Raw genomic sequence first — 19,783 nt, 5'->3', positions numbered from 1 at the left:
CCTCGGGATTTAGATTTAACCTGATTCACGACCCGTAAACTCATAACCCGGCTTCCAGACGCTTTACGACTCGCTCCATCTGCATGAAACGCGATCCTTTGATCAGAAGGGTGACATCCGGCCCTGGCAACGTTTCTATATCTGCCAGCAGGTCCTCCATTTTTCTGAAATGGCGAGCTCCAATGCCGAACTTTTCCACCGCGTACGCACTCAAATCTCCTAAAGCCATGAGTTCGTCTATCCCCGCAATTCTCGCTTCGTCACCGATCTGTTCATGAAACTCTCTTCCCTTGTCGCCCAGTTCTCCCATGTCCCCCAGCACCAGGACTTTTTTACCTTCCGCCCTTGCAAGCACCGCCAGGGCCGCCCGTACCGAGTCGGGATTGGCGTTGTAACAATCATCGATCAGCGTTGCGCCGCGCACACCGCATTTCCTTTGCATTCTTCCTTTCACTCCGCCAAATGTGCTCAATCCCGATGCGATCGTCTTCGGAGGCACACCGACGGCTACGGCCGCGGCTGCGGCAGCCAGCGCATTTCGCACGTTATGTTCGCCCGGTACCTGCAGAGTCGCCTCCTCGACCCCTTGAGGTAAAATCAGTGTTATTTGCGCGCCGGAAAAAGCCAGTTTGTAGCCTGCACTCACTTTTGCCTTACTCTTCAGACCAAAATCGATTATCTGCCTGTTACCCGCAAGTTCACGCCACAGTCTATTGTGCGGGTCATCTGCATTGATAACCGCTATTCCCTGCTGGTCGAGTCCTTCGAAGATCTCGCCCTTTGCGCGAGCTACTGCTTCAACTGACCCAAGCCCCTGAATATGCGCATCGCCGGCATTGGTGATGAGCGCCACCGAAGGCTTTGCAAGGTGGGCAAGGTATGAGATTTCGCCCGGATGGTTCATGCCCATCTCTATGACGGCATAGTGATGCCACTCACGCAATCGCAAAAGTGTGAGGGGCATACCTATATCATTGTTGAGATTGCCCTGGGTTGCCAGCACTGCATCCGGAGCATCCGTCCGCATCCCCTCCGGCGCCTGCTCCGCGGCGCGCCTTAAAATGGAGGCAATCATCTCCTTTACGGTCGTCTTGCCATTACTTCCCGTTACTGCGACCAGCGGTATGGTAAAGCGCGCGCGCCAGTATGCCGCCAGTTGTCCTAGTGCCAGCCGTGTATTCTGCACCTGTATCAGGGGAATCCCGTATTCCTGATCCCCGGTCAGTCTGTCCTGCTGCACCAAGGCCGCTATTGCGCCCCTGTCCCGTGCCTGGACGATAAAATCGTGACCATCGAAGTTGGGGCCGACCAAAGCAACAAACAGATCACCCTGCGCAAGTGCGCGGCTATCCGTGCTCACCCCCGTGAAATCGATCTTGCCCCCAACCAGTCGATCATGCTGCCCCCCGGCCAGGGTTGCGGACAGAACCTGGGCCGCCTCCTGCAAACTCATCATATCTGCGCCTGCGCTTTCTCCGTCATCAATGCTCTTCTCGCGACCTCTGCATCGCTGAAAGGAAACTTTTTACCACCTGCCTCCTGCCAGGTTTCGTGCCCCTTACCCGCGATCAATATGACATCGCCCTTATGCGCGCCCTGTATCGCGCGATGAATCGCACCGGCCCGATCCTTCTCGATGCGATGATTGGCGGCAGCTCCAACGGCGATGTCACGAATAATGGAATCCGGATCCTCGCTTCGTGGATTGTCACTGGTGATGATGGCTTCATCAGCCAATCGGGTCGCCACTTCCCCCATCAGGGGACGCTTGCCTTGATCGCGCTCGCCCCCGCAGCCGAATACGCAGACAAGCCTTCCTGATCCCGTCTCCGGCTTCCCGTCAGGGAAACCGGTGTCCAGCGCTTCCCGCAGCGTGGTCAATACCTTTTCCATGGCGTCCGGAGTATGAGCGTAATCCACAACGATGAGGGGTTCATCTCCCTCCCCACCTATCTGCTGCATGCGCCCTGCCACAGGCTGGACTTTCTGCAAGGCTCGGACCGCTTCCGGGAAAGCAATACCGCTTGCAAGCAGGGTAGCGAGCACCCCTAATAAGTTGGAAGCGTTGAAGCTGCCCAGCACTTCCGTTTTAAATTTCAGACATTCCGCTTCAAATTCAATGTCGAATTCCAGTCCCGCCAGGCTTGCTCTGAGATTGCGACCCCATACCCTCCTGAATGAGTCAGGATTGGGGTGCGCGCTTGCTGTATCGGTAAACCCATAGCCGATCATGCCGATTCCAGTTCCTTCCAGATCGTGCAGAAGCTGCACGCCAAATACGTCGTCGAGGTTCAGCACGGCATACTTGAGCCCGCTCCAATGAAACAACCGCGCTTTGGCAGCTGCATACACTTCCATGGTACCGTGATAATCGAGGTGATCGCGCGAAAGATTGGTAAGCATGGCAACTGCAAACGTTGCTCCGTTTATCCGTCCTTGCACAATCCCATGCGACGAGACTTCCATTGCCACGCATTCTGCGCCCCGCCGCAAAAAATTAGCTATTTTAGCTTGCAATAACACTGAATCGGGGGTGGTATTTGCAGAAAATTCCATTTCTCCGGGAAAACCGGCTCCCAGCGTGCCGATGACTGCGGCTTTACGATCCAGTGCGGCCATCGCCTGGACAATCCAGTGGCTGCAGGACGTTTTGCCGTTCGTTCCCGTCACTCCGATCAGCCATAGCTTTTGTGAGGGATGATCATACAAATAGTCTGCGATGAATCCCGCCTCGGATTTCAAATCCGAGACTGGCAGGTTAGGTGTTTTCCATTGCGGGTCCCACGCAAAGCCATCGCGTTCCCACACTACTGCGCGGGCACCCCGCTCTATCGCTTGCGGAATGAATTTACGTCCATCCGTTTTTTCTCCGCGATAGGCCAGAAAAGTATCCCCCGGCTTCACGGCGCGGCTGTCAACCGCAAGATGCTCCATCCTGACACCAAGCCGGTCAAGCGCATGGAAATCAAAACCGGCTCCGGAGCGGCTGGGACATTCCGACATCTTCCTGTCCGACCTGGAATTCATACATCACCCTTGTTGTCCTTGGGCGGGGCAGCTGTCAGGGACGTCATATTGCCCCCCGGCGCATCATGCGGCACGTTCTGCATATGCAGGATGCCGTGCATCACCCGGCTGAAAACGGGCGCCGCCACGGTACCTCCGTAATATTGTCCAGCTGACGGCTCATCCAGCATCACTGCAATGACATATCTTGGATTCGAAACGGGTGCATAACCGACAAAGGTCGAAAGATAGCGGTTTTTTGCATAGCCTCTGCCTTCCAGCTTGTGCGCGGTGCCAGTCTTCCCCGCCACCCGATATCCGCTGACCTGCGCCTGTGGAGCGGTACCCCCTGGTTGCGCCACCATCTCGAGCATACGACTCACGGCCAGCGCTGTGTCGCGTGAAATCGCGCGCTTGCTGACCGGAGCCGAGTCGAGCTTCAGCAGCGATACCGGTTTTATTTCACCTTCCGCGGCAAAAATCATATAAGCGCGGGCAAGCTGCATCAGGCTCACTGCAATGCCGTGACCATACGACATGGTCGCCTGCTCGATGGGACGCCAGGTTTTATAAGGCCGCAACTTGCCGCTCACCTCGCCCGGGAAACCGGAGCCAGGCAGCTCTCCGAATCCTGCTCCATTCAGCATTTCCCACAGTGTCTGCGGTGGAAGCGACAGCGCGATCTTTGCTGAACCGACGTTGCTGGATTTCTGGATCACCTGCGTGACAGTCAAGGCCTCTGTCCTGTGCGCATCGCGTATGGTCGCCTTACCTATGGAGAATGAACCCGGCGCGGTTTGAAATACAGTGTCCGGGGTGATTCTCCCTGCTTCCAGCGCTGCCGCTACCGTGAACGGCTTGAGCGTGGAACCCGGCTCGAACATATCGGTGACGGCCCTGTTACGCGACTGCGCACTGTTCCTGTTGGACCGGTTGTTCGGGTTGTAGGTCGGGAGATTCACCAGGGCCAGGATTTCGCCTGTCTTCACATCGAGCGCCACCAAGCCCCCGGCCTTGGCCTTGTGGGTTTCCACTGCCTGCTTCAATTCACGGTAGGCGAGGTATTGTATTTTGCTATCTATCGACAGCGCCATGTTCTGCCCCGGCTTCGGTGCCCGGATGCTTTCGACATCCTCGATGATATGTCCTTTACGGTCCTTGATGACTCGGCGGCTTCCCGGCTTGCCGGCAAGCTCATCCTGCCAGGCCAGCTCGATACCCTCCTGCCCCTTGTCGTCCAGATCGGTGAACCCGAGGACGTGCGAAGTCAGGTCTCCCGCAGGATAGTAGCGCCGATACTCGCGCTTGAGAAATATGCCCGGAATTTTCAGTTCGACGACGCCGGTCGCCACGGCTGGCGACAAATGCCGCTTCAGGTATACGAAATCGCGCCGGGACGCTGCCCGGGAACCTTGGGAGGCTCCTGCCAGCCCATCCAGGCGTTTGTGAAGCTCGTCCGCATCCATATCGATCAGATCCGCGAGCCTGCTCAACTGCTCGGGGGTGGCAACCACATCCTGCGGACTCAGCCATACGGATTCCACGGGAGTGCTTATTGCCAGGGGCTTGCCGTACCGATCGGTGATCATTCCCCTGTTTGCGTTCATTTCGAGCACGCGGCCATAACGCGATTCGCCCTTCTGCTGCAAAAACCCGTTGTGCATTCCCTGCAGATAAGCAGCGCGTCCTGCCAGCCCAGCGAATCCAAGCAACAATAAACCCACCAGGAGGCGTGCGCGCTTCACAGGCAGGATAACAGGCGGCTTTTGATTGGCTTTCATGATTTCGATGCTTCCTTGGAGTCGGTCGAATCGACAGGTTCCCCCACGGGCTGACTCAGGGGTATGATCTGGATACGTTTGGGGTCCGGCAAGCGCATCTGCAGCTGCCCCGTGGCAATTTTTTCAATACGGGCATGCGTCGCCCAGGTGCTTTGCTCAAGCTGCAACTGCCCCCATTCCTCCGCCAGTTGCCTCGCCAGCTGCTGCTCCTTTTCCAGTTCCACAAACAGCTTGCGCGCCTTGTGCTGTGAAGTCACAACACTCAGCGCGCAAGCGATGAGAATTAAGGTCAACAAAATATTTATTCTGATCACACCAACCTCTCATCAACCAAAAACGCGCAACGGGATTTCGTTAAGTGGTGTTTATCCGCTCCGCCACGCGCATTACCGCGCTGCGGGCGCGAGGATTGCATTCGACCTCCGCCACGCCGGGCCGTACCACCTTCCCAACCATCTGCAGATTTGCCCTGCTGAAACGCCGCACCTCGTCGGCGCGCAGCGGCAAGTGCTTCGGCAGTTTGTCAGGATTCGCTCCTTCACGTATGAAACGCTTCACTATTCTATCTTCCAGCGAGTGAAAACTGATGACGACCAACCGGCCACCCGTCTTCAGCATCTCGACACACTGCGGTAAGGCAAGCGACAGCCTCTCAAGCTCCTGATTGAGGTAAATCCGGATGGCCTGAAAGGTACGCGTCGCCGGATTCTGTTTTGGCTCACGCGCGCGCGCGGGTATGGCCGCTGCCACGATCGCGGCAAGTTGACTGGTAGTGACGAGAGGTTGTCGCGCTCTAGCCTTAACAATCGCTCTTGCAATCTGCTTAGCAAACCGCTCTTCGCCATATTCTTTTATCACCTCTTCCAACTGGACTTCCGACGCCGAACCCAACCACTGAGCTGCTGTCTGGCCCTCTGTTGTATCCATGCGCATATCGAGCGGTCCCTCCATGCTGAAACTGAAGCCGCGTGTGGCGTCCTCGAGTTGCGGTGACGACACGCCCAGATCCAGTAATACCCCATCGATCTGACCGACATTCAACTGTTGCAGCACCTCCTGCAACCGGGAATAACTGCCGTGAACCATGCAGAAGCGTTCGTCTCCAAAATTCCGTCCAACCGCACAAGCGGCCGGATCCCTATCGAACGCGATCAATCTTCCGTTCTTCCCCAGGCGCTCCAGTATCAGCCGGCTGTGTCCGCCCCGACCAAATGTTCCATCCACATATATCCCATCCGGCTTAAGTGCCAGCGCTTCCACCGCCTCCTGTAGCAGAACAGTGGTGTGCTTCCCTGCCTCAGCCACAAATTACAGTGAAAAACCTTCGAGTTCTTCGGGAATGCCGTCTCTGAACGCGAGCGCGCTCTCCATCTGCAAATTCCATTTCTCGCTGTCCCACAGCTCGAATTTCGCACCTTGTCCCACTAGAACCACCTCTTTGTTCAAACCTGCAAATGCCCGCAGAGAGGGAGGCACAAGAATGCGACCGGCGCCATCCATCTCCACATCGCAGGCATTGCCAACGAGAAGTCGCTGCAAACTGCGAGTTTGTGGATTAAAGCTGGAAAGACTGTTGAGCTTTTGCTCTATGGGCTCCCATACGGGCTGAGGATAAATCAACAAACACTTGGATGGGTCGGCAGTGACAATCAAATGACCGGCGCAAAGGGATATGAGCGTCTCCCGGTATCTTGCAGGCACGGCGAGTCTACCCTTGTTATCCAGACTGACAGGTGTCCCACCGCGAAACATTGCTCCCCTTCTTTACTCTACGGAGGAAAACCGCAGAAAATCGTCTCCCACTTCTACCCACTTTTACCCACTGTAGTTAAAAAAAAAGCCAAAGTCAAGGAAGAGAATGAGGGATTATAAAAGGTAGGGAAGTATGGAAATTTCCGGCCTCGACTGTAGGAAAAGATAAATGTGCCGGTTACAAGCGGCCGGTGGGAGAGGTCTGCATTCGAGCCGGTAACGCCTCCGCAACAACTTTTATACACACTTGCTTTTGTTGCGTGGCCGTCTATAAACGTATTGTCTGTCCCGCGTCCATACCTGCTTGGAGGAATGATGAGCACACCAAAGATACCAGGCTTTACCGCCGAACGTTCGGTTTACAGGACAAGAGCGAATTATCGGACAACGGCTGGTCCCGAGGTCAGGCGCCCGCATAAAATAGATGCTGTAAGGCTGCAAGCCTGCGACCTTGACTGTATCGATGAATGCCAGCAGGGTTGCGAGGGCCTTACGGGCAGAGAGCATGCTCAATGCATCCGGCTCTGCCGGGTGGAATGCGGCTGCCTCTCACAGCCGCCGGTGTGCGGAAATTGCGAGTGCAACCCATCCAGCGGTTGGTCGCAGCGTTGCTGCCGCCCTGATGGCACAGCTTGCTCCCGGCGGCCGTGCACTCCACCGGGAGAAGGTTGCACGGTACGTGATGATCGCACCTGTCTTCCCTGGCCGTTTGACTCCATCTGCTGGGGAAGCTGCGAGCGAACCTGCTGCCATTGGTCGGGTTGCGATCAATTGCTGTGTGGAGTATCGGAGTGCTGACAGTGCGCTGCGGAACTTGAATTACGTTTATTTGCGCGAGGCCGATATGACTCCCCGGACGCCTGCTATCAGCCCGAGAACACGCCGCAATTGATCCACGTTGCCAATCTTGATCACGAATTGCAGGGTCGCGTTCAGGTCGCGGCTATGGGCGCGGGTAGCGACGACATCAATTTTTTCGCGCGACAGAACACCCGAAATGTCGCTCAGCAATCCTTGACGATCCTGCGCCCGAATCTCCACCTCCACGGCGTAACTCGCATCTTTGGATAAATCCCATTGCGTACTGACGAGGCGCGCCACGCCTTCTCCTGACAACCGGGACACATTGGCGCAATTCGCCCTGTGGATGGTGATTCCTCGCCCACGAGTGACAAAACCAATGATGGGATCAGGGGGTACAGGCTTGCAGCACTTTGCCAGTACGGTGAGCAACTTGTCGACCCCGACGACGAGTACGTCTCCCTGGGGTTCCGGGGCGAGAGGCTGCTTTTTGATGACTAGCGTCTCGGGGCCGGGTAGATCAGATTCCGTCTCCCCGCTCAAGAATGCCGATAGCTGGCGCGCATTGATATCACCCCTTGCAACGGCTGCAAGAAAGGAATCAAGTCTGGCAAATTTGAACTCCACTGCCAGCTTATCCAGGCTCATCGCAGTCATGCCATGGCGCTGCAGTTCCTTTTCCACCAAAGCCCGGGCTTGTGTGAGGGAAGCAGTACGCATTTCACTGCTGAACCATTGCCTGACTTTCGCCCGGGCGCGCTGGCTCCTGATATAACCCAATCCAGGGTTGAGCCAGTCGCGGCTAGGCCCCCCCTGCTTGATCGAAATGATCTCCACTCTTTGCGCATTTTGCAGCGGGTAATCGAGGGGCACCATGATCCCATCCACCTTGGCACCCCGGCAACGGTGCCCGAGGTCGCTATGCACATGGTATGCAAAATCCACGGGAGTGGCCCCCTTGGGCAGCGCGATCACCTTCCCTTGCGGCGTCAGTACATAGACCGAATCTTCGAACAGGGCGACCTTGAAATGCTCAGCCAGCTCTCCTGCGTCCTCGACATCATTCTTCCACTCCAGTATCTGCCTTAACCAGGCGATCTTTTCCTCATACCTCGCGTCCCGCTTTGCACCTTCCTTGTAGCGCCAATGCGCAGCGACACCCATCTCCGAATGACGGTGCATCTCATGGGTCCGGATCTGCACCTCGACCACTTTGTCTTCCGGACCGATTACCGCAGTATGCAGCGACCGGTAGTCATTGCCTTTCGGCTTGGCAATATAGTCGTCGAACTCCTTGGGAATCGGCATCCAAAGGTTGTGCACCAACCCCAATGCCGCGTAGCAATCCCTGATTTCGTCCACGAGAATGCGAACGGCCCGGGTGTCCTGGATTTCCTTGAAATTCACACCCTTGCGTTTCATTTTTCTGTAAATGCTGTAAATGTGCTTGGGACGTCCTGTGATTTGAGCCTTGATTCCGGCCTGATCCAGTTCGTTTTGCAACCTGTCCACCACCAGCGCGATATATTGTTCCCTGCTGCGGCGAGTCTCCTCCAGCAATGTGGCGATTTTTTTATAGCGTTCGGGTTCGGTGATCCGAAACGATAGATCCTCCAGCTCCCACTTTACTTGCCACAACCCTAGGCGATTGGCGAGAGGCGCGAAAATGTTCAGGGTGACCTCAGCGGCCTCCCATCTTCCGGCAACATTGCTGGCAGCGACGTAGCGCATCGTCTGCAACTGGTCGGCCAGGGCGATGATCACTACCCGGATGTCTTCCGCCATTGCGAGCAGCATCTTCCTCAATGCTTCAATCTGCGCGCTGCCATTCCCGATATTGTCTGTGCTGCTTGCTGATCGCAGTACCTGGATTCGGCCGACGCGCCTCACACCTTCCACGAGATGAGCGACCGTTGGACCAAAAGCGGTTGCCAATTCTTCTTCATACCCCTCCAGATACTCCGGAACTGCATGAAGCGCTCCTGCTGCCAGTGTATCGCTGTCCACCCGCAAGCCGGCGAGAATCGCCGCGACTCCATCTACATGTGAAGAGAGCAATTCACCGTTAGGCAGGCTTTTATCCATATAGAGCGGTTCGCAAAAAGCCTGCGCCTCCCGGAGCAGATCGATTTCTGTCGGGGAGAAGATTGAACCCGGGGATTGGAGCCGGAAAGGTTCGTCCCCTTTTCCGCGAATGAGGGAGGAAGCGTTCATGGAGCGCGTGGAGTGAGTATTGGAGCGGCCTTTTTCAATTGAGCCCCCATGTCACTCATGTCCTTTCATAATTGCTTTATTTCCGGTTAAAACGTTGCTGAATCGTGCCAATAACGCATCCGCCGCACGCGCCATCGCTCCACGGCAAGGTCATTACCGCCAAAGCGCAGCAATATGGCACCATCGGTGTCGCTGCGCAACAATCTGCTTCCCATCGATCGATACCGCTCCGCGACTTCCTCTTTTGGATGGCCAAAACGGTTGCGATAACCTACGGTAAATACTACCAACCGCGGATTCACCTTGCGCACGAACTCCTCGGTGGAAGAAGTTTTGCTTCCATGATGAGGAGCGATCAATACCGTTGAGGAAAGCGCCTCCCCATAACGCTTGAGCAATTGATATTCGGATTTTTTCTCGATATCCGCCGGCAGAAGCACGCTACCGTGCCATGTGGTAATTTTCAACACGCAACTCAAGGCGTTGCTCTTGAGGCGGAGGTCATTGTAGCTCTCTTCCACCGGATGAAGCATGTCGAAGCGAACGCCATCCCATTCCCACGACTGTCCCGCCTTGCACCGGCGCTTGTTGAGAGCAGCCTGTTGTATGGGATGATCGTCGCGCAGCGATGAGACGAGCCATTCGACGGGTACCGCTTGCAGCACGGACAACCCTCCGCCGCTATGATCGGAATCAGCGTGTGTGACGGTCATTGCATCGAGATGCCTTATACCCTCCCCGCGGAGAAATGGAATGATGGTGCGGCTGCCGCTATCGGCTTCGGACGTAAAGGCAGGTCCCGTATCGTAGAGCAGCGTGTGATTTTCCGTGCGCGCCAGTACCGCCAGTCCCTGGCCGACATCCAGCACGGTCAGCCACAGCTCTCCCTGCTCCGGTTTTGGGAGGGGCAGCAGAAACAGCGGCAGTAGTGCAATGAGACCGAGCCAGCGAGCAGGGAAACCGGTACCGAGGCCGAGCCGCCAACCCCACTTCCCAGGCAACAGCGTCCAGAAAATGCCTGCCGCCCCCACGGCTACTGCCCAGAAAGGCGGCGCTTGCTGGCTCCAGACGGCCTGAGGCGCATCGCTCAGCCATTGCATCACGGTCATGCAACCATTCAGCGCTGCATGTGCCGGTACTAACAGAAAATCGAGGAGTGGCAGAGTTGCGAGCAGGGTTAGCGGCACCACGACCAGACTCACCAGTGGAATCGCCACCGCATTGGCGATTGGGGAAACCAGCGATATTTGCTGAAACATCGCCAATAAAAGAGGTATCAGACCCAGGGTTATGGCCCACTGCACCGTTGTCCAACTACTCAGCCAGTGCGGCCTGCCAACGCGGCCGACAGATACCAGCATGATGACCGCGATAGCGCCAAAGGATAACCAGAAGCCGGGTGAAAGCACTGCCCACGGATCGAGAACCACGACTGCAAGCAATGCCCAGGCCAGGACTGTGGTCATTGCAATGGAATGATCGAACCATAGAGTAACGGCGACCGCGGCGAGCATATAGAGCGTGCGTTGTGCCGGAACCGCAAAACCGGCCAGCAGCGTATAACCGAGCGCGGCCACCAGCCCGGCTATGACTGCGGCCTTCCTGGCTGGCAACCGCAGCGTCAAATGATAGCTTCTGCACCATAGCCAGTATGCCATCGTAAACACAAGTCCCGACAGCATGGTGATATGAAGACCGGATATGCTGACTAGATGGTTTATCCCGGTCCGCGTGAATACCTGCCACTGCTCGTGCGGAATCGCCCGTTGATCCCCCACCGCCAGCGCAACTAGGATACCCGTATAAGCCTGGCCGGGCAGCGCGGCAATGAAATGGTCACGGATATCCTGGCGCAGACGCTCGACATGATAAGCGAGGCGCCCCACCACTTTCTCCAGGCATATATTTTCGTCATCCTTGCGCACATAGCCGGTGGCTCGAATGTTGCGCTCCAGCGCCCACTGCTCGAAGTCGGAAGCATGCGGATTGGCGGTTCCATGGGGACGCTTGAGCCGTGCAGTAAGCCGCCAGCGTTCCCCAACATTGAGAGAAGGTGTTGAAGGCCTGGGCGTAAAGCCGCTCCCGCGCTCGTTATACCAGGAAAGAAAAAGGCGGCCGGGCGCGATTGCACCTTCCGTCAACACCTGCTCTACATCGAAAGTAAAGCGGACACTGTTCTCGCCGGTTTGCGGCAACTCCGCAACCACGCCAATTACCCGGATATCTCTCCCTTCCCACTCGGGCGGAAGCGCGTCGCTCAGGCGCCATTGCGCAAAAGCAGCCGCCCAGAAAAAACCCGCTCCCAGGAAGAGGCAAACCCAAAGCATCTTGCCGATGCGAGCAAAAACAGGGGCGCGGCAGCGAAGCAGCAGAATTCCGCACGCCATGCCGGGGAAAAGAGCCCACGCACCTGCAAGCACTGGCAGCACCGGTTGCTGTTGCAGCAGCACTACTCCGGCAACAAATGCCAGAATACAAAGTCGCATCGGCGATTTCCTGCCATCAGTAGAACATACGGACGACTGCAGCATCCGGGATAAAAATCGTTGGAGAAATCGAAGAAAACAGACAAGGCAGGTGACAGCCTCGCATCCACAAATGCCTTTTTCATCGTATGCAGAATTTCATATGCCCATAGCTTCGGCTGACCAAGTGGTGTATGTTTGTATCAAGGATCCTTTCGCTGGGAGAACCGGAGGATTTTGGAGTTCCTTAGCTCCTGTCCCTGTTTATATTTCATGCCACCCTGTGTCTCGAAAATTTTTCAAAAAATACCTGCCTTCCCATGAAACCATCCGGCGCAACCGGTTTGTTGCCCTTTTCGGAGAGCGACTGCAGCATCACAATCTCTGGCATCTGCATCGGAGGTCAGTCGCTGGCGGCTTTGCCGTCGGATTGTTCACTGGCCTCATCCCCGGCAGCAATCCCGTGCAATTCTTTTTTGCCGCGTTATTCGCCGTTGCCTTCAAGGTCAACCTTCCCGTAGCAGTCATAACGACGCTTTATTCCAATCCCTTTACCATTCTGCCGATCTATGTGGCTGCCTACGAAATCGGCGCTTTTGTAACGGGAGGCACGTCGAACGGCATGCCCGAAGTGGGATTGCACCTCATGGATAAAAGTATCAGCGAGTGGGGACCTGCCCTGATCGACTGGGTCGTATCACTCGGCAAGCCTTTGCTGGTCGGAATGTTGCTGCTGGCTCTATTACTTTCTTCAACAGGCTATTTTGCGGTGCGCGCCGGGTGGCGTTTGTTCGCAATTTATGAATGGCGCAAGCGCGCAAAGCGGCGCAGACAGAAGAATGAGCAGAATATGGATGGAGATAGCGGATAGAGCAAAGTTCTAACCGCCATTCAACCGATCCGGGATGAATCCTGATAGAGGCTCGTGGAGCCTCCTGGAAGCTGCTGGATAGGAGCAAATGTCCTCAAACCCCAGTGCCTGGGCCTCAGACGGCCAGGATGCCATCCTCCAGATGCAGGGTTCGGCCGGCCTTTCTGGCGAGATCCGGATCATGTGTGACAATGACAAGGCTCGCGCCAGCATCATGATTGAGCTCGAGCATTAGATCGAACACTTCTCCCGCGGTTCGCCGGTCGAGATTGCCCGTAGGTTCGTCGGCAAGCACGCATGCTGGCCGGGTCACCAGTGCACGCGCCACCGCAGCCCGCTGCCGCTCGCCTCCTGAAAGCTCGCCAGGGGTGTGCGTCAGCCGATGTCCCAGACCGACCTGCTGCAGAACTTCGCGGGCGCTTTCGTAGGCTTTGGCCTTGGCCGTGCGACGGATCAAAAGCGGCATGGCCACGTTTTCCAATGCGGTAAACTCAGGCAACAGATGATGAAACTGATAAACGAAACCGAGTGACCTGTTACGCAACTCGCATCTCTCTGCTTCACCCATGCCAGCAATTTCCTGTCCCAGGATGCGAATTTCGCCCCCGGTAGGAACATCGAGACCCCCGAGCAGGTGCAGTAACGTGCTCTTTCCCGAGCCTGATGCGCCGACGATAGCGACGGTATCTCCCTTTCCCACCTTCAAGTCTATTCCCATCAGGACCGGCACCTCGATCTGGCCTTGATAATAGCTCTTCCGCAGGCTGCGGCAGGAAATGATATTGTCACTCATACCGCAGCGCCTCGGCCGGATTGATCTTTGAAGCGCGATAGCTGGGGTAGAGTGTTGCCAGCAGCGTCAACCCGAAGGAAACGATGGCGACGGAGATCACGTCCTCGAACTGGAGGTCGGATGGAATTTCGCTGATGACGTACACTTCGCTGGACAGGAACTGCACGCTGAACAATCGCTCTATCATTGCAATGACCGTCTCCACATTGTAGGCAAGCAACACGCCACCGATCACGCCCAACGCGGTACCGACCACCCCGATCCAGGTCCCTTGTACGATAAAGATTTTCATGATGCTGCGCGGACTCGCACCCAGCGTGCGCAATATCGCGATATCCGATTGCTTGTCCGTCACGGCCATCACCAGCGTGGAGACGATATTAAACGCAGCCACTGCGATGATCAGTGCAAGAATGAGAGACAGCATGCGTTTCTCGATCTGTATGGCGCGAAAATAATTGGCGTGCTGGCGAGTCCAGTCGCTGATATAGACGTCGCTGAAAATCAGCGGCACAAGCTCACGCGCGACTTGCGGCGCCTTGAAAAGATCATGCAACTTGAGGCGCACGCCTGATACCTGATTTTCCATGCGGTACAGCTTCTGTGCATCTGCCAGATGGATCAGTACGAGGCCGGAGTCGTATTCGAAATGGCCTGCTTCGAATATACCGATAATCGTGAACTGTTTGAGGCGCGGAATGATTCCCGCGGGCGTCACCTGTCCTTGTGGCGAGATCAATACGATCCTGTCCCCCGTAAAAACCCCCAGCGAGCGTGCCAACTCGCGGCCGATGACCATGCCGAACTCTCCCGGTGCCAGGTTTTCCAGTCTGCCGTCTATCATCATCCGTCCGAGATCCGCCACATGATCTTCCATGCCAGGGAGGATGCCTCGCACGGCCACACCGCTCACGGCCTGATCGAACGACACCATCCCCTGAGCGCTGATGTAGGGTGCAGCAGCCTCCACCTCGGGATGCCTCCGGGCTTCTTCCGCAACTTTCCGCCAATCCGTCAGCGTGCCGTTCACCCCACTCACTTGGATATGGGACGCGACACCGAGGATGCGCGAGCGGACTTCTTTCTGAAATCCGTTCATAACCGACATAACGGTAATGAGCGCTGTCATCCCAAGCGTAATACCGAGCAAGGAAATGAGAGAAATGAACGAGATGAAGTGATTGCGGCGCTTGGCGCGGGTGTAACGCAAACCGATGAAGAGTTCGTACGAGGACACGGATCGACATACCGAATAGGACGTAACCCCGAAGTTTGCCACATTCTGCTCAGGGTTAACAGGAGAGCTTGAGTGTTGCGGTCAGAGACCGCACGCGAGGGCCTCCTACATGCCATCGCGCCCGTGCCCTGAGTCAGCTCTGACCGCCCGTCGAAACTGCTCCGCCTGCTAAAACTCCCCTCTCAGCCCAGCGACGAGCGCCCTGCCCGGTAGCGGTGCGAAATTCTTCAGGAAAGAGGTATGAACACGCATTTCTTCATCAAGCAGGTTTCTGCCCTGGAGGAAGATTCGAATGCCGTTGGAGCGCGTCTTCTTGATGCGGTAACTTACCTCCATGTTCACCATCGTATACCCGGGGGTGCTTGTCTCCAGTTCCGCCAGATCATTCTGGCGCATCACGCGGGTTGCACTTATATTCGATGTCCAGGGGCCGGTTCTGTGATTGAATTCCAGGCCGAAGCGTAACGGCGTGATGCGCGGCACATTGCCTCCGTTATTGAGTTTTCCCCGTACGTAATCCGCAAACAGGCGCAGATCGATTTCGTTCGGCTTCAACGTGAGAACGGTTTCTGCTTCGGCACCGTAAAATCGGGCCCCACCTTGTGCAAAGTTCTGTACCAGAAACTCGCCCACGGGGTCCAGCATCCCTTCATGGTCCACGCGATCAGCTACACCGTCTCCATTCGTGTCTGCACTTCGGACGAAAATATAATTGCCGATCCAGTTATGGAATATATTGATCTTCCACGTCACCATACCGCTGGTCTTGCGCAATGCCAGGTCGAGATTGTTTGTGGTCTCGCTTCTCAATCCATTATTTCCGCTCTGGAAGGTGGCGGTTCCATGGTGCGCGCCATGAATATACAGTTCCTCTGTCGAAGGAGCGCGCTGACCGCGGATGCCGGTCAATGACAATCCGTAGCCATCCAGGAATTTCCACAAAATCCCGGCGGAGACATTGTAGAGACCAAAGGAACGTGACGGATGGCTATCTTTGGGATTCTGGGCTGCGTACTCGCCGCGACCGCCGAGTTCCAGGCGCCATCGATTCCAATTGCGTTCTTCCACCAGAAATACCCCTACCGAATGCGAATTGGTAACGGGTACCACGGTCTCCTCGCCCAAGGCAGAAAAATGTCGATCACGAAACTGCACGCCGAATACGCCTTTCCAGTTTGCCACAGCAGAATGCGAGAGTTCGGCCCGGCTCTCCAGCCCCCGGTTCTTGAAACGGGTCGCAATTTCACCCGTGCTTTCGATTTCATTGTGCTTGTAGTCGTTGTAACCCATGCGCACCTTGAGCTTCTCGAAACCGGCCAGGAGTTTGTCCAGTTCACCTGCCAGATCATAGCGCGTCTGTTTGAGATCGATCTTCGAGCCTTCCGGTCCGGGGATACCATATTCGTTGTCCATTCGGGAGATCGAGCCGCCTACAAAGCCTCTTTCCCCGACATACGAACCACCCCCTGACAAGCCGCCGGAATTGATGGCGCTGTTCTCGACAATTCCTTTCCGGCTGCCGGGATCACTCTCATTCGCGCGTCCCGGGATATGGTAATCGTCGGTTTTATGCTTGAATCCCCCGACGCTCCAGGACGCCTGGCCGATACTTCCGCTTGCATTGAAGGCACCGGCGCGCTCCTCGGTAGCGGTATTCCCACGCGCTTCGATATTGCCTTTTATCGACTTGAACAGTTGTTTTGGAATACGACCGTTCACGACGTTGACCACGCCACCCGACGCACCGCTGCCGTAGAGCAGGGTTGATGGGCCCCGGAGGATTTCGATCTGCGATGCATTGAGAGATTCGGCAGTAACGGCGTGGTCTGGACTGATTGAAGAGATATCGAGCGTACCGATGCCGTTCTCCAGCACCCTGACACGTGGCCCATCGAGGCCGCGAATAATGGGACGACCGGCGCCCGGTCCGAAAAAACTCGAAGTCACGCCCAGTTCATGGGAAAGGGTATCCCCCAGGCTGGCTTCGCGTTTCCTCCGCAAATCATCTCCCTTCAATATAGAGACGGGCTGGGCTATATCCAGCTCAGTGCGGTCCTCAAAAGGGGTTGCGGTGACAACTACGGGATTGAGTACCTCAATTTTTTCCGCTTTTTGAGCTTGGACGGAGGATGTATTGAGCGCGAGCAGCGTTGCCATCGCCAATGCAGCGTATGACCCAGACTCTCCATGTGCACGGAGAACAGGTCCGCACACAAAATCACAATTTGTACAACTCATGTTGATTGCTTAAATCTGGCAGGGAAACTGGTAATCAGAGTGACGCGGCTTTACCGCCGCAAAGGGGCGGCAGATATGGTCGGATGCTGATCACCCTAGATAAATATCGATTTACTGGATTGCGGGATATCTGCCCGATCGATCGTGAACACCTGACGATCTCGATCAGAATCTCCTTGCGGAATACCGCCCAGTGGGCTTATGTAGTCTATGCGCGCCAGGCTTGCGCGGGAGGACCGCGCGTGGAGTAGGGGGTATAAGAATTGAAGAAAAGAGGCTGTGATTTTCGATAAAGACGCGCCTGACGTCTTGTCTGACTCGAAAATACAATTACAAGGATAGAGAAAATAACGCTGAAACCTGTCAGCGCAAGGCAGGCGAGACAAAGCCGGTCATTGTCGGCCTCCCCATCCGCCTCGTCAGCCACAGGAGGGATTACACCTTTGACTGCAGCGTCCTCCATCGTTTCCAGCTCGGAAACAATGTCGCCTGAGGTGATTTCCCCGACGTGCGTGAGTGCATGCGCCGCCTGAAGGACGGGCACCCATGCCAGCGCGAGCGCCAGCAGAATCAAAAATAATTGCTTACGCAACATTATCGACCAACCGCTATTCATTTCGGCGTCTTTACTGCATCAGCAACGATTTATCAATCAGACACATTCGGCACACAGGCCTTTAACGGTCAATTCAACTTCCCGGGAACGGTAACCCGCCGGCAGCGCAAAGTCATGCGTAGTCTCGAAATCATTGAGACAAACCACCTTTGTGCAACGCAAGCATTCAAAGTGAGCATGTTGCTGCGAATGTTCGTGAATGTTGGCACGAAAACGCCACACCCTATCCGCACTCACCAGCCGATGCACAAAGCCTTTCTCATTCAGCCACTCCAGCACCCGATAGAGCGTGACCCGATCAAACCGATGTTTGCCCTTCAATCGCTCTTCAATTTCGTGATGCGTGACAGCCCGCCGCTCCGACAGTAGCATGGCAAGGATATGAATCCGTCCGGGAGTGATACGCTCCCCGCGGTGACGGATCATCTCTTCGGCTTTTTTCTGAAGATCAACCAAAAATGGATTTGTGGATTTGCAACAGAGTTGCATTTACTATAACTGAAAAGGCAAGCATTTGCAATCTCATGCGCCGAGATCGGCATGCATCGCATTGCCTTCGCAGTGCATTGGTGGCAGGACAGTTGTAACAGGTAACGATGGAACCAGGACGCGTCCTTTTTTTACTGCTTGCGAGCATGCTCGCCCACATCGTTTCTGGATGTGCGCCCGCTTCTGCGGTCACGATGCATATGGGAACGCCCTCCAATTATCGAGGGCTACTGAAGGGACTCAAGCCGGGCGACCACCTGCAACTCGCACCGGGGAATTATAAGGAGGGGTTGCCAGTTCACCATCTTCATGGAACTCCGGATGCACCCATCACGATTAGCGGATCCAGCGAAAAAAACCGTCCCGTTTTCCTGGCGCAGCCCCATCACAACACCATCAGCATCCTCAACTCCGGTTATATTGTCATTCGTGACCTGGAAATCGAGGGCAATAACTTACCTGTCAACGGAGTAAAATGCGAGGGGCATGCCGACTGGGCACATCACATTACCCTCGAGGGGTTACGTGTGCGCGGCCATGGCAACAACCAGCAGACCGTTGCCATCTCCACCAAATGTCCGGCCTGGAACTGGATAATACGCAACAATATCATCGAAGGTGCAGGCACGGGACTCTACCTCGGCGATTCTGATGGTCGCGCGCCGTTTGTAGCAGGCTTGATCGAGCACAATCTGATTGTTGACACGATTGGCTATAACTTGCAGATCAAGCATCAGGCGCCTCGTCCTGTGTTGCCGGGAATGCCGCACGGACATAACACAACGATTATTCGCCATAATGTTTTCAGCAAGATAAGTGGAGGAGCGGGAGCGAGGGAGTGGGCCCGACCGAATGTACTGGTGGGCCACTGGCCTCTAACCGGTCCCGGATCAAATGATCTTTATCTCATCTATGGCAATTTCTTTTATCAGAATCCACACGAATCATTGTTCCAGGGTGAAGGTAACATTGCTCTGTACAATAACGTGTTTGTAAATCACTCTGGCGATGCGGTGCGCATCCAGCCTCACAATGGTACTCCTCGTGCAATCAGCGTGTTTTACAATACAGTGATTGCGCGAGATACCGGTATCAGTTTGTCGGCTGGGAAAGAAGATTTAACTGATCAGCGCTGGATAGAAGGTAATGCCATTTTTGCTCGGACACCTTTAGCGGGCTATCCGAGCAAGCGAAATCTCGTTGGCAGATATCAGGCTGCGGGCGAATCTCTTATCAAGCCATTCGCGCCACTCGGACAAATGAATCTCGCCCTGCTGCCCGGCAAGTGGCGATTTCCTCCCATTGATTCCGGTCGGTTACGTCTATACCTTGACTCGGAAAAAGACTTCGATGGCGCGGTGGAAGATGTTCGTTTTGGTGCTTACGCTAATATACAAAGTAAACCGGAACGCTGGATGCCGAAGCTGGAAATAAAGCCTGAATTTTACAGTGCCAAAGATCTTACGCAGAAGTAGACTTTAGCCCTACAGCATCGAACGCGTCGAACAAAAATGAGCCTC

Annotated in this window: 16 protein-coding genes; 3 read left to right on the top strand and 13 right to left on the bottom strand. The window is 55.5% G+C overall.

The annotated features are described in order from the left end of the window. Positions 1–40 precede the first annotated feature (40 nt). From BMW46_RS06310 to mraZ, 6 genes are read right to left on the bottom strand one after another with little or no spacing between them, the layout of a single operon-like run. Entirely contained in the window at positions 41–1,456 is a 1,416-nt protein-coding gene (locus BMW46_RS06310; RefSeq protein ID WP_074706167.1) for a UDP-N-acetylmuramoyl-tripeptide--D-alanyl-D-alanine ligase, read from the bottom strand. Then, complete coding sequence (locus BMW46_RS06305; RefSeq protein WP_081355700.1) at positions 1,453–3,027, bottom strand: UDP-N-acetylmuramoyl-L-alanyl-D-glutamate--2,6-diaminopimelate ligase; 1,575 nt, start codon at positions 3,025–3,027, stop codon at positions 1,453–1,455. The genes BMW46_RS06310 and BMW46_RS06305 overlap by 4 nt, the downstream gene beginning before the upstream one ends. Further along, the gene (locus BMW46_RS06300; RefSeq protein WP_074706162.1) at positions 3,024–4,787 is read right to left on the bottom strand and encodes a peptidoglycan D,D-transpeptidase FtsI family protein; all 1,764 of its coding nucleotides are present in this window, start codon (positions 4,785–4,787) and stop codon (positions 3,024–3,026) included. The genes BMW46_RS06305 and BMW46_RS06300 overlap by 4 nt, the downstream gene beginning before the upstream one ends. Then, positions 4,784–5,101 (bottom strand): cell division protein FtsL, encoded by a 318-nt coding sequence (gene ftsL, locus BMW46_RS06295; RefSeq protein WP_074706160.1) that lies wholly within the window; start codon positions 5,099–5,101, stop codon positions 4,784–4,786. The genes BMW46_RS06300 and ftsL overlap by 4 nt, the downstream gene beginning before the upstream one ends. A 40-nt stretch (positions 5,102–5,141) precedes the next feature. After that, positions 5,142–6,092 carry a 16S rRNA (cytosine(1402)-N(4))-methyltransferase RsmH gene (gene rsmH, locus BMW46_RS06290; RefSeq protein ID WP_074706157.1) on the bottom strand — a complete coding sequence of 317 codons (951 nt, stop codon included), beginning with the start codon at positions 6,090–6,092 and terminating at the stop codon, positions 5,142–5,144. 3 nt (positions 6,093–6,095) lie between these two features. Beyond that, entirely contained in the window at positions 6,096–6,539 is a 444-nt protein-coding gene (mraZ, locus tag BMW46_RS06285) for a division/cell wall cluster transcriptional repressor MraZ (protein WP_074706155.1), read from the bottom strand. A gap of 505 nt (positions 6,540–7,044) precedes the next feature. Here mraZ and BMW46_RS15095 point away from each other — a divergent pair. Next, positions 7,045–7,431, top strand: a complete 387-nt coding sequence (locus BMW46_RS15095) for a hypothetical protein (RefSeq protein WP_143121416.1) — start codon at positions 7,045–7,047, stop codon at positions 7,429–7,431. Here BMW46_RS15095 and BMW46_RS06280 read toward each other — a convergent pair. Beyond that, positions 7,365–9,554, bottom strand: a complete 2,190-nt coding sequence (locus tag BMW46_RS06280; protein ID WP_074706152.1) for a RelA/SpoT family protein — start codon at positions 9,552–9,554, stop codon at positions 7,365–7,367. The two genes, BMW46_RS15095 and BMW46_RS06280, sit on opposite strands and share 67 nt — an antisense overlap. Positions 9,555–9,640: 86 nt before the next feature. Beyond that, positions 9,641–12,040, bottom strand: a complete 2,400-nt coding sequence (locus BMW46_RS06275; protein ID WP_074706149.1) for a DNA internalization-related competence protein ComEC/Rec2 — start codon at positions 12,038–12,040, stop codon at positions 9,641–9,643. 262 nt (positions 12,041–12,302) lie between these two features. Between BMW46_RS06275 and BMW46_RS06270 the strand changes: the two genes are divergently transcribed. Next, on the top strand, positions 12,303–12,890 hold the full coding sequence (locus BMW46_RS06270) for a DUF2062 domain-containing protein (RefSeq protein ID WP_074706609.1): 588 nt from the start codon (positions 12,303–12,305) through the stop codon (positions 12,888–12,890). A 115-nt stretch (positions 12,891–13,005) separates the two neighbouring features. Here BMW46_RS06270 and lolD read toward each other — a convergent pair whose 3' ends face one another. From lolD to BMW46_RS06245, 5 genes are all read right to left on the bottom strand, one after another. Continuing rightward, positions 13,006–13,683 (bottom strand): lipoprotein-releasing ABC transporter ATP-binding protein LolD, encoded by a 678-nt coding sequence (lolD, locus tag BMW46_RS06265; RefSeq protein ID WP_074706147.1) that lies wholly within the window; start codon positions 13,681–13,683, stop codon positions 13,006–13,008. Further along, entirely contained in the window at positions 13,676–14,920 is a 1,245-nt protein-coding gene (locus tag BMW46_RS06260; RefSeq protein WP_074706606.1) for a lipoprotein-releasing ABC transporter permease subunit, read from the bottom strand. Before BMW46_RS06260 ends, lolD begins: the two co-directional genes overlap by 8 nt. Positions 14,921–15,088: 168 nt before the next feature. Next, complete coding sequence (locus tag BMW46_RS06255) at positions 15,089–17,077, bottom strand: TonB-dependent receptor (RefSeq protein ID WP_256376974.1); 1,989 nt, start codon at positions 17,075–17,077, stop codon at positions 15,089–15,091. A gap of 289 nt (positions 17,078–17,366) precedes the next feature. Further along, positions 17,367–17,753 carry a hypothetical protein gene (locus tag BMW46_RS06250; protein ID WP_074706141.1) on the bottom strand — a complete coding sequence of 129 codons (387 nt, stop codon included), beginning with the start codon at positions 17,751–17,753 and terminating at the stop codon, positions 17,367–17,369. A gap of 57 nt (positions 17,754–17,810) precedes the next feature. Then, positions 17,811–18,200, bottom strand: a complete 390-nt coding sequence (locus BMW46_RS06245; protein ID WP_074706603.1) for a Fur family transcriptional regulator — start codon at positions 18,198–18,200, stop codon at positions 17,811–17,813. 170 nt (positions 18,201–18,370) lie between these two features. Between BMW46_RS06245 and BMW46_RS06240 the strand changes: the two genes are divergently transcribed. Continuing rightward, positions 18,371–19,738 carry a hypothetical protein gene (locus tag BMW46_RS06240; RefSeq protein ID WP_256376973.1) on the top strand — a complete coding sequence of 456 codons (1,368 nt, stop codon included), beginning with the start codon at positions 18,371–18,373 and terminating at the stop codon, positions 19,736–19,738. The last annotated feature ends 45 nt before the right edge of the window (positions 19,739–19,783 follow it).

Source organism: Nitrosospira multiformis (assembly GCF_900111585.1).
Classification (GTDB): domain Bacteria; phylum Pseudomonadota; class Gammaproteobacteria; order Burkholderiales; family Nitrosomonadaceae; genus Nitrosospira; species Nitrosospira multiformis_B.
The sequence above is the reverse complement of the archived record's forward strand: the minus strand, read 5'-3'. Positions and strand labels throughout refer to the sequence as shown.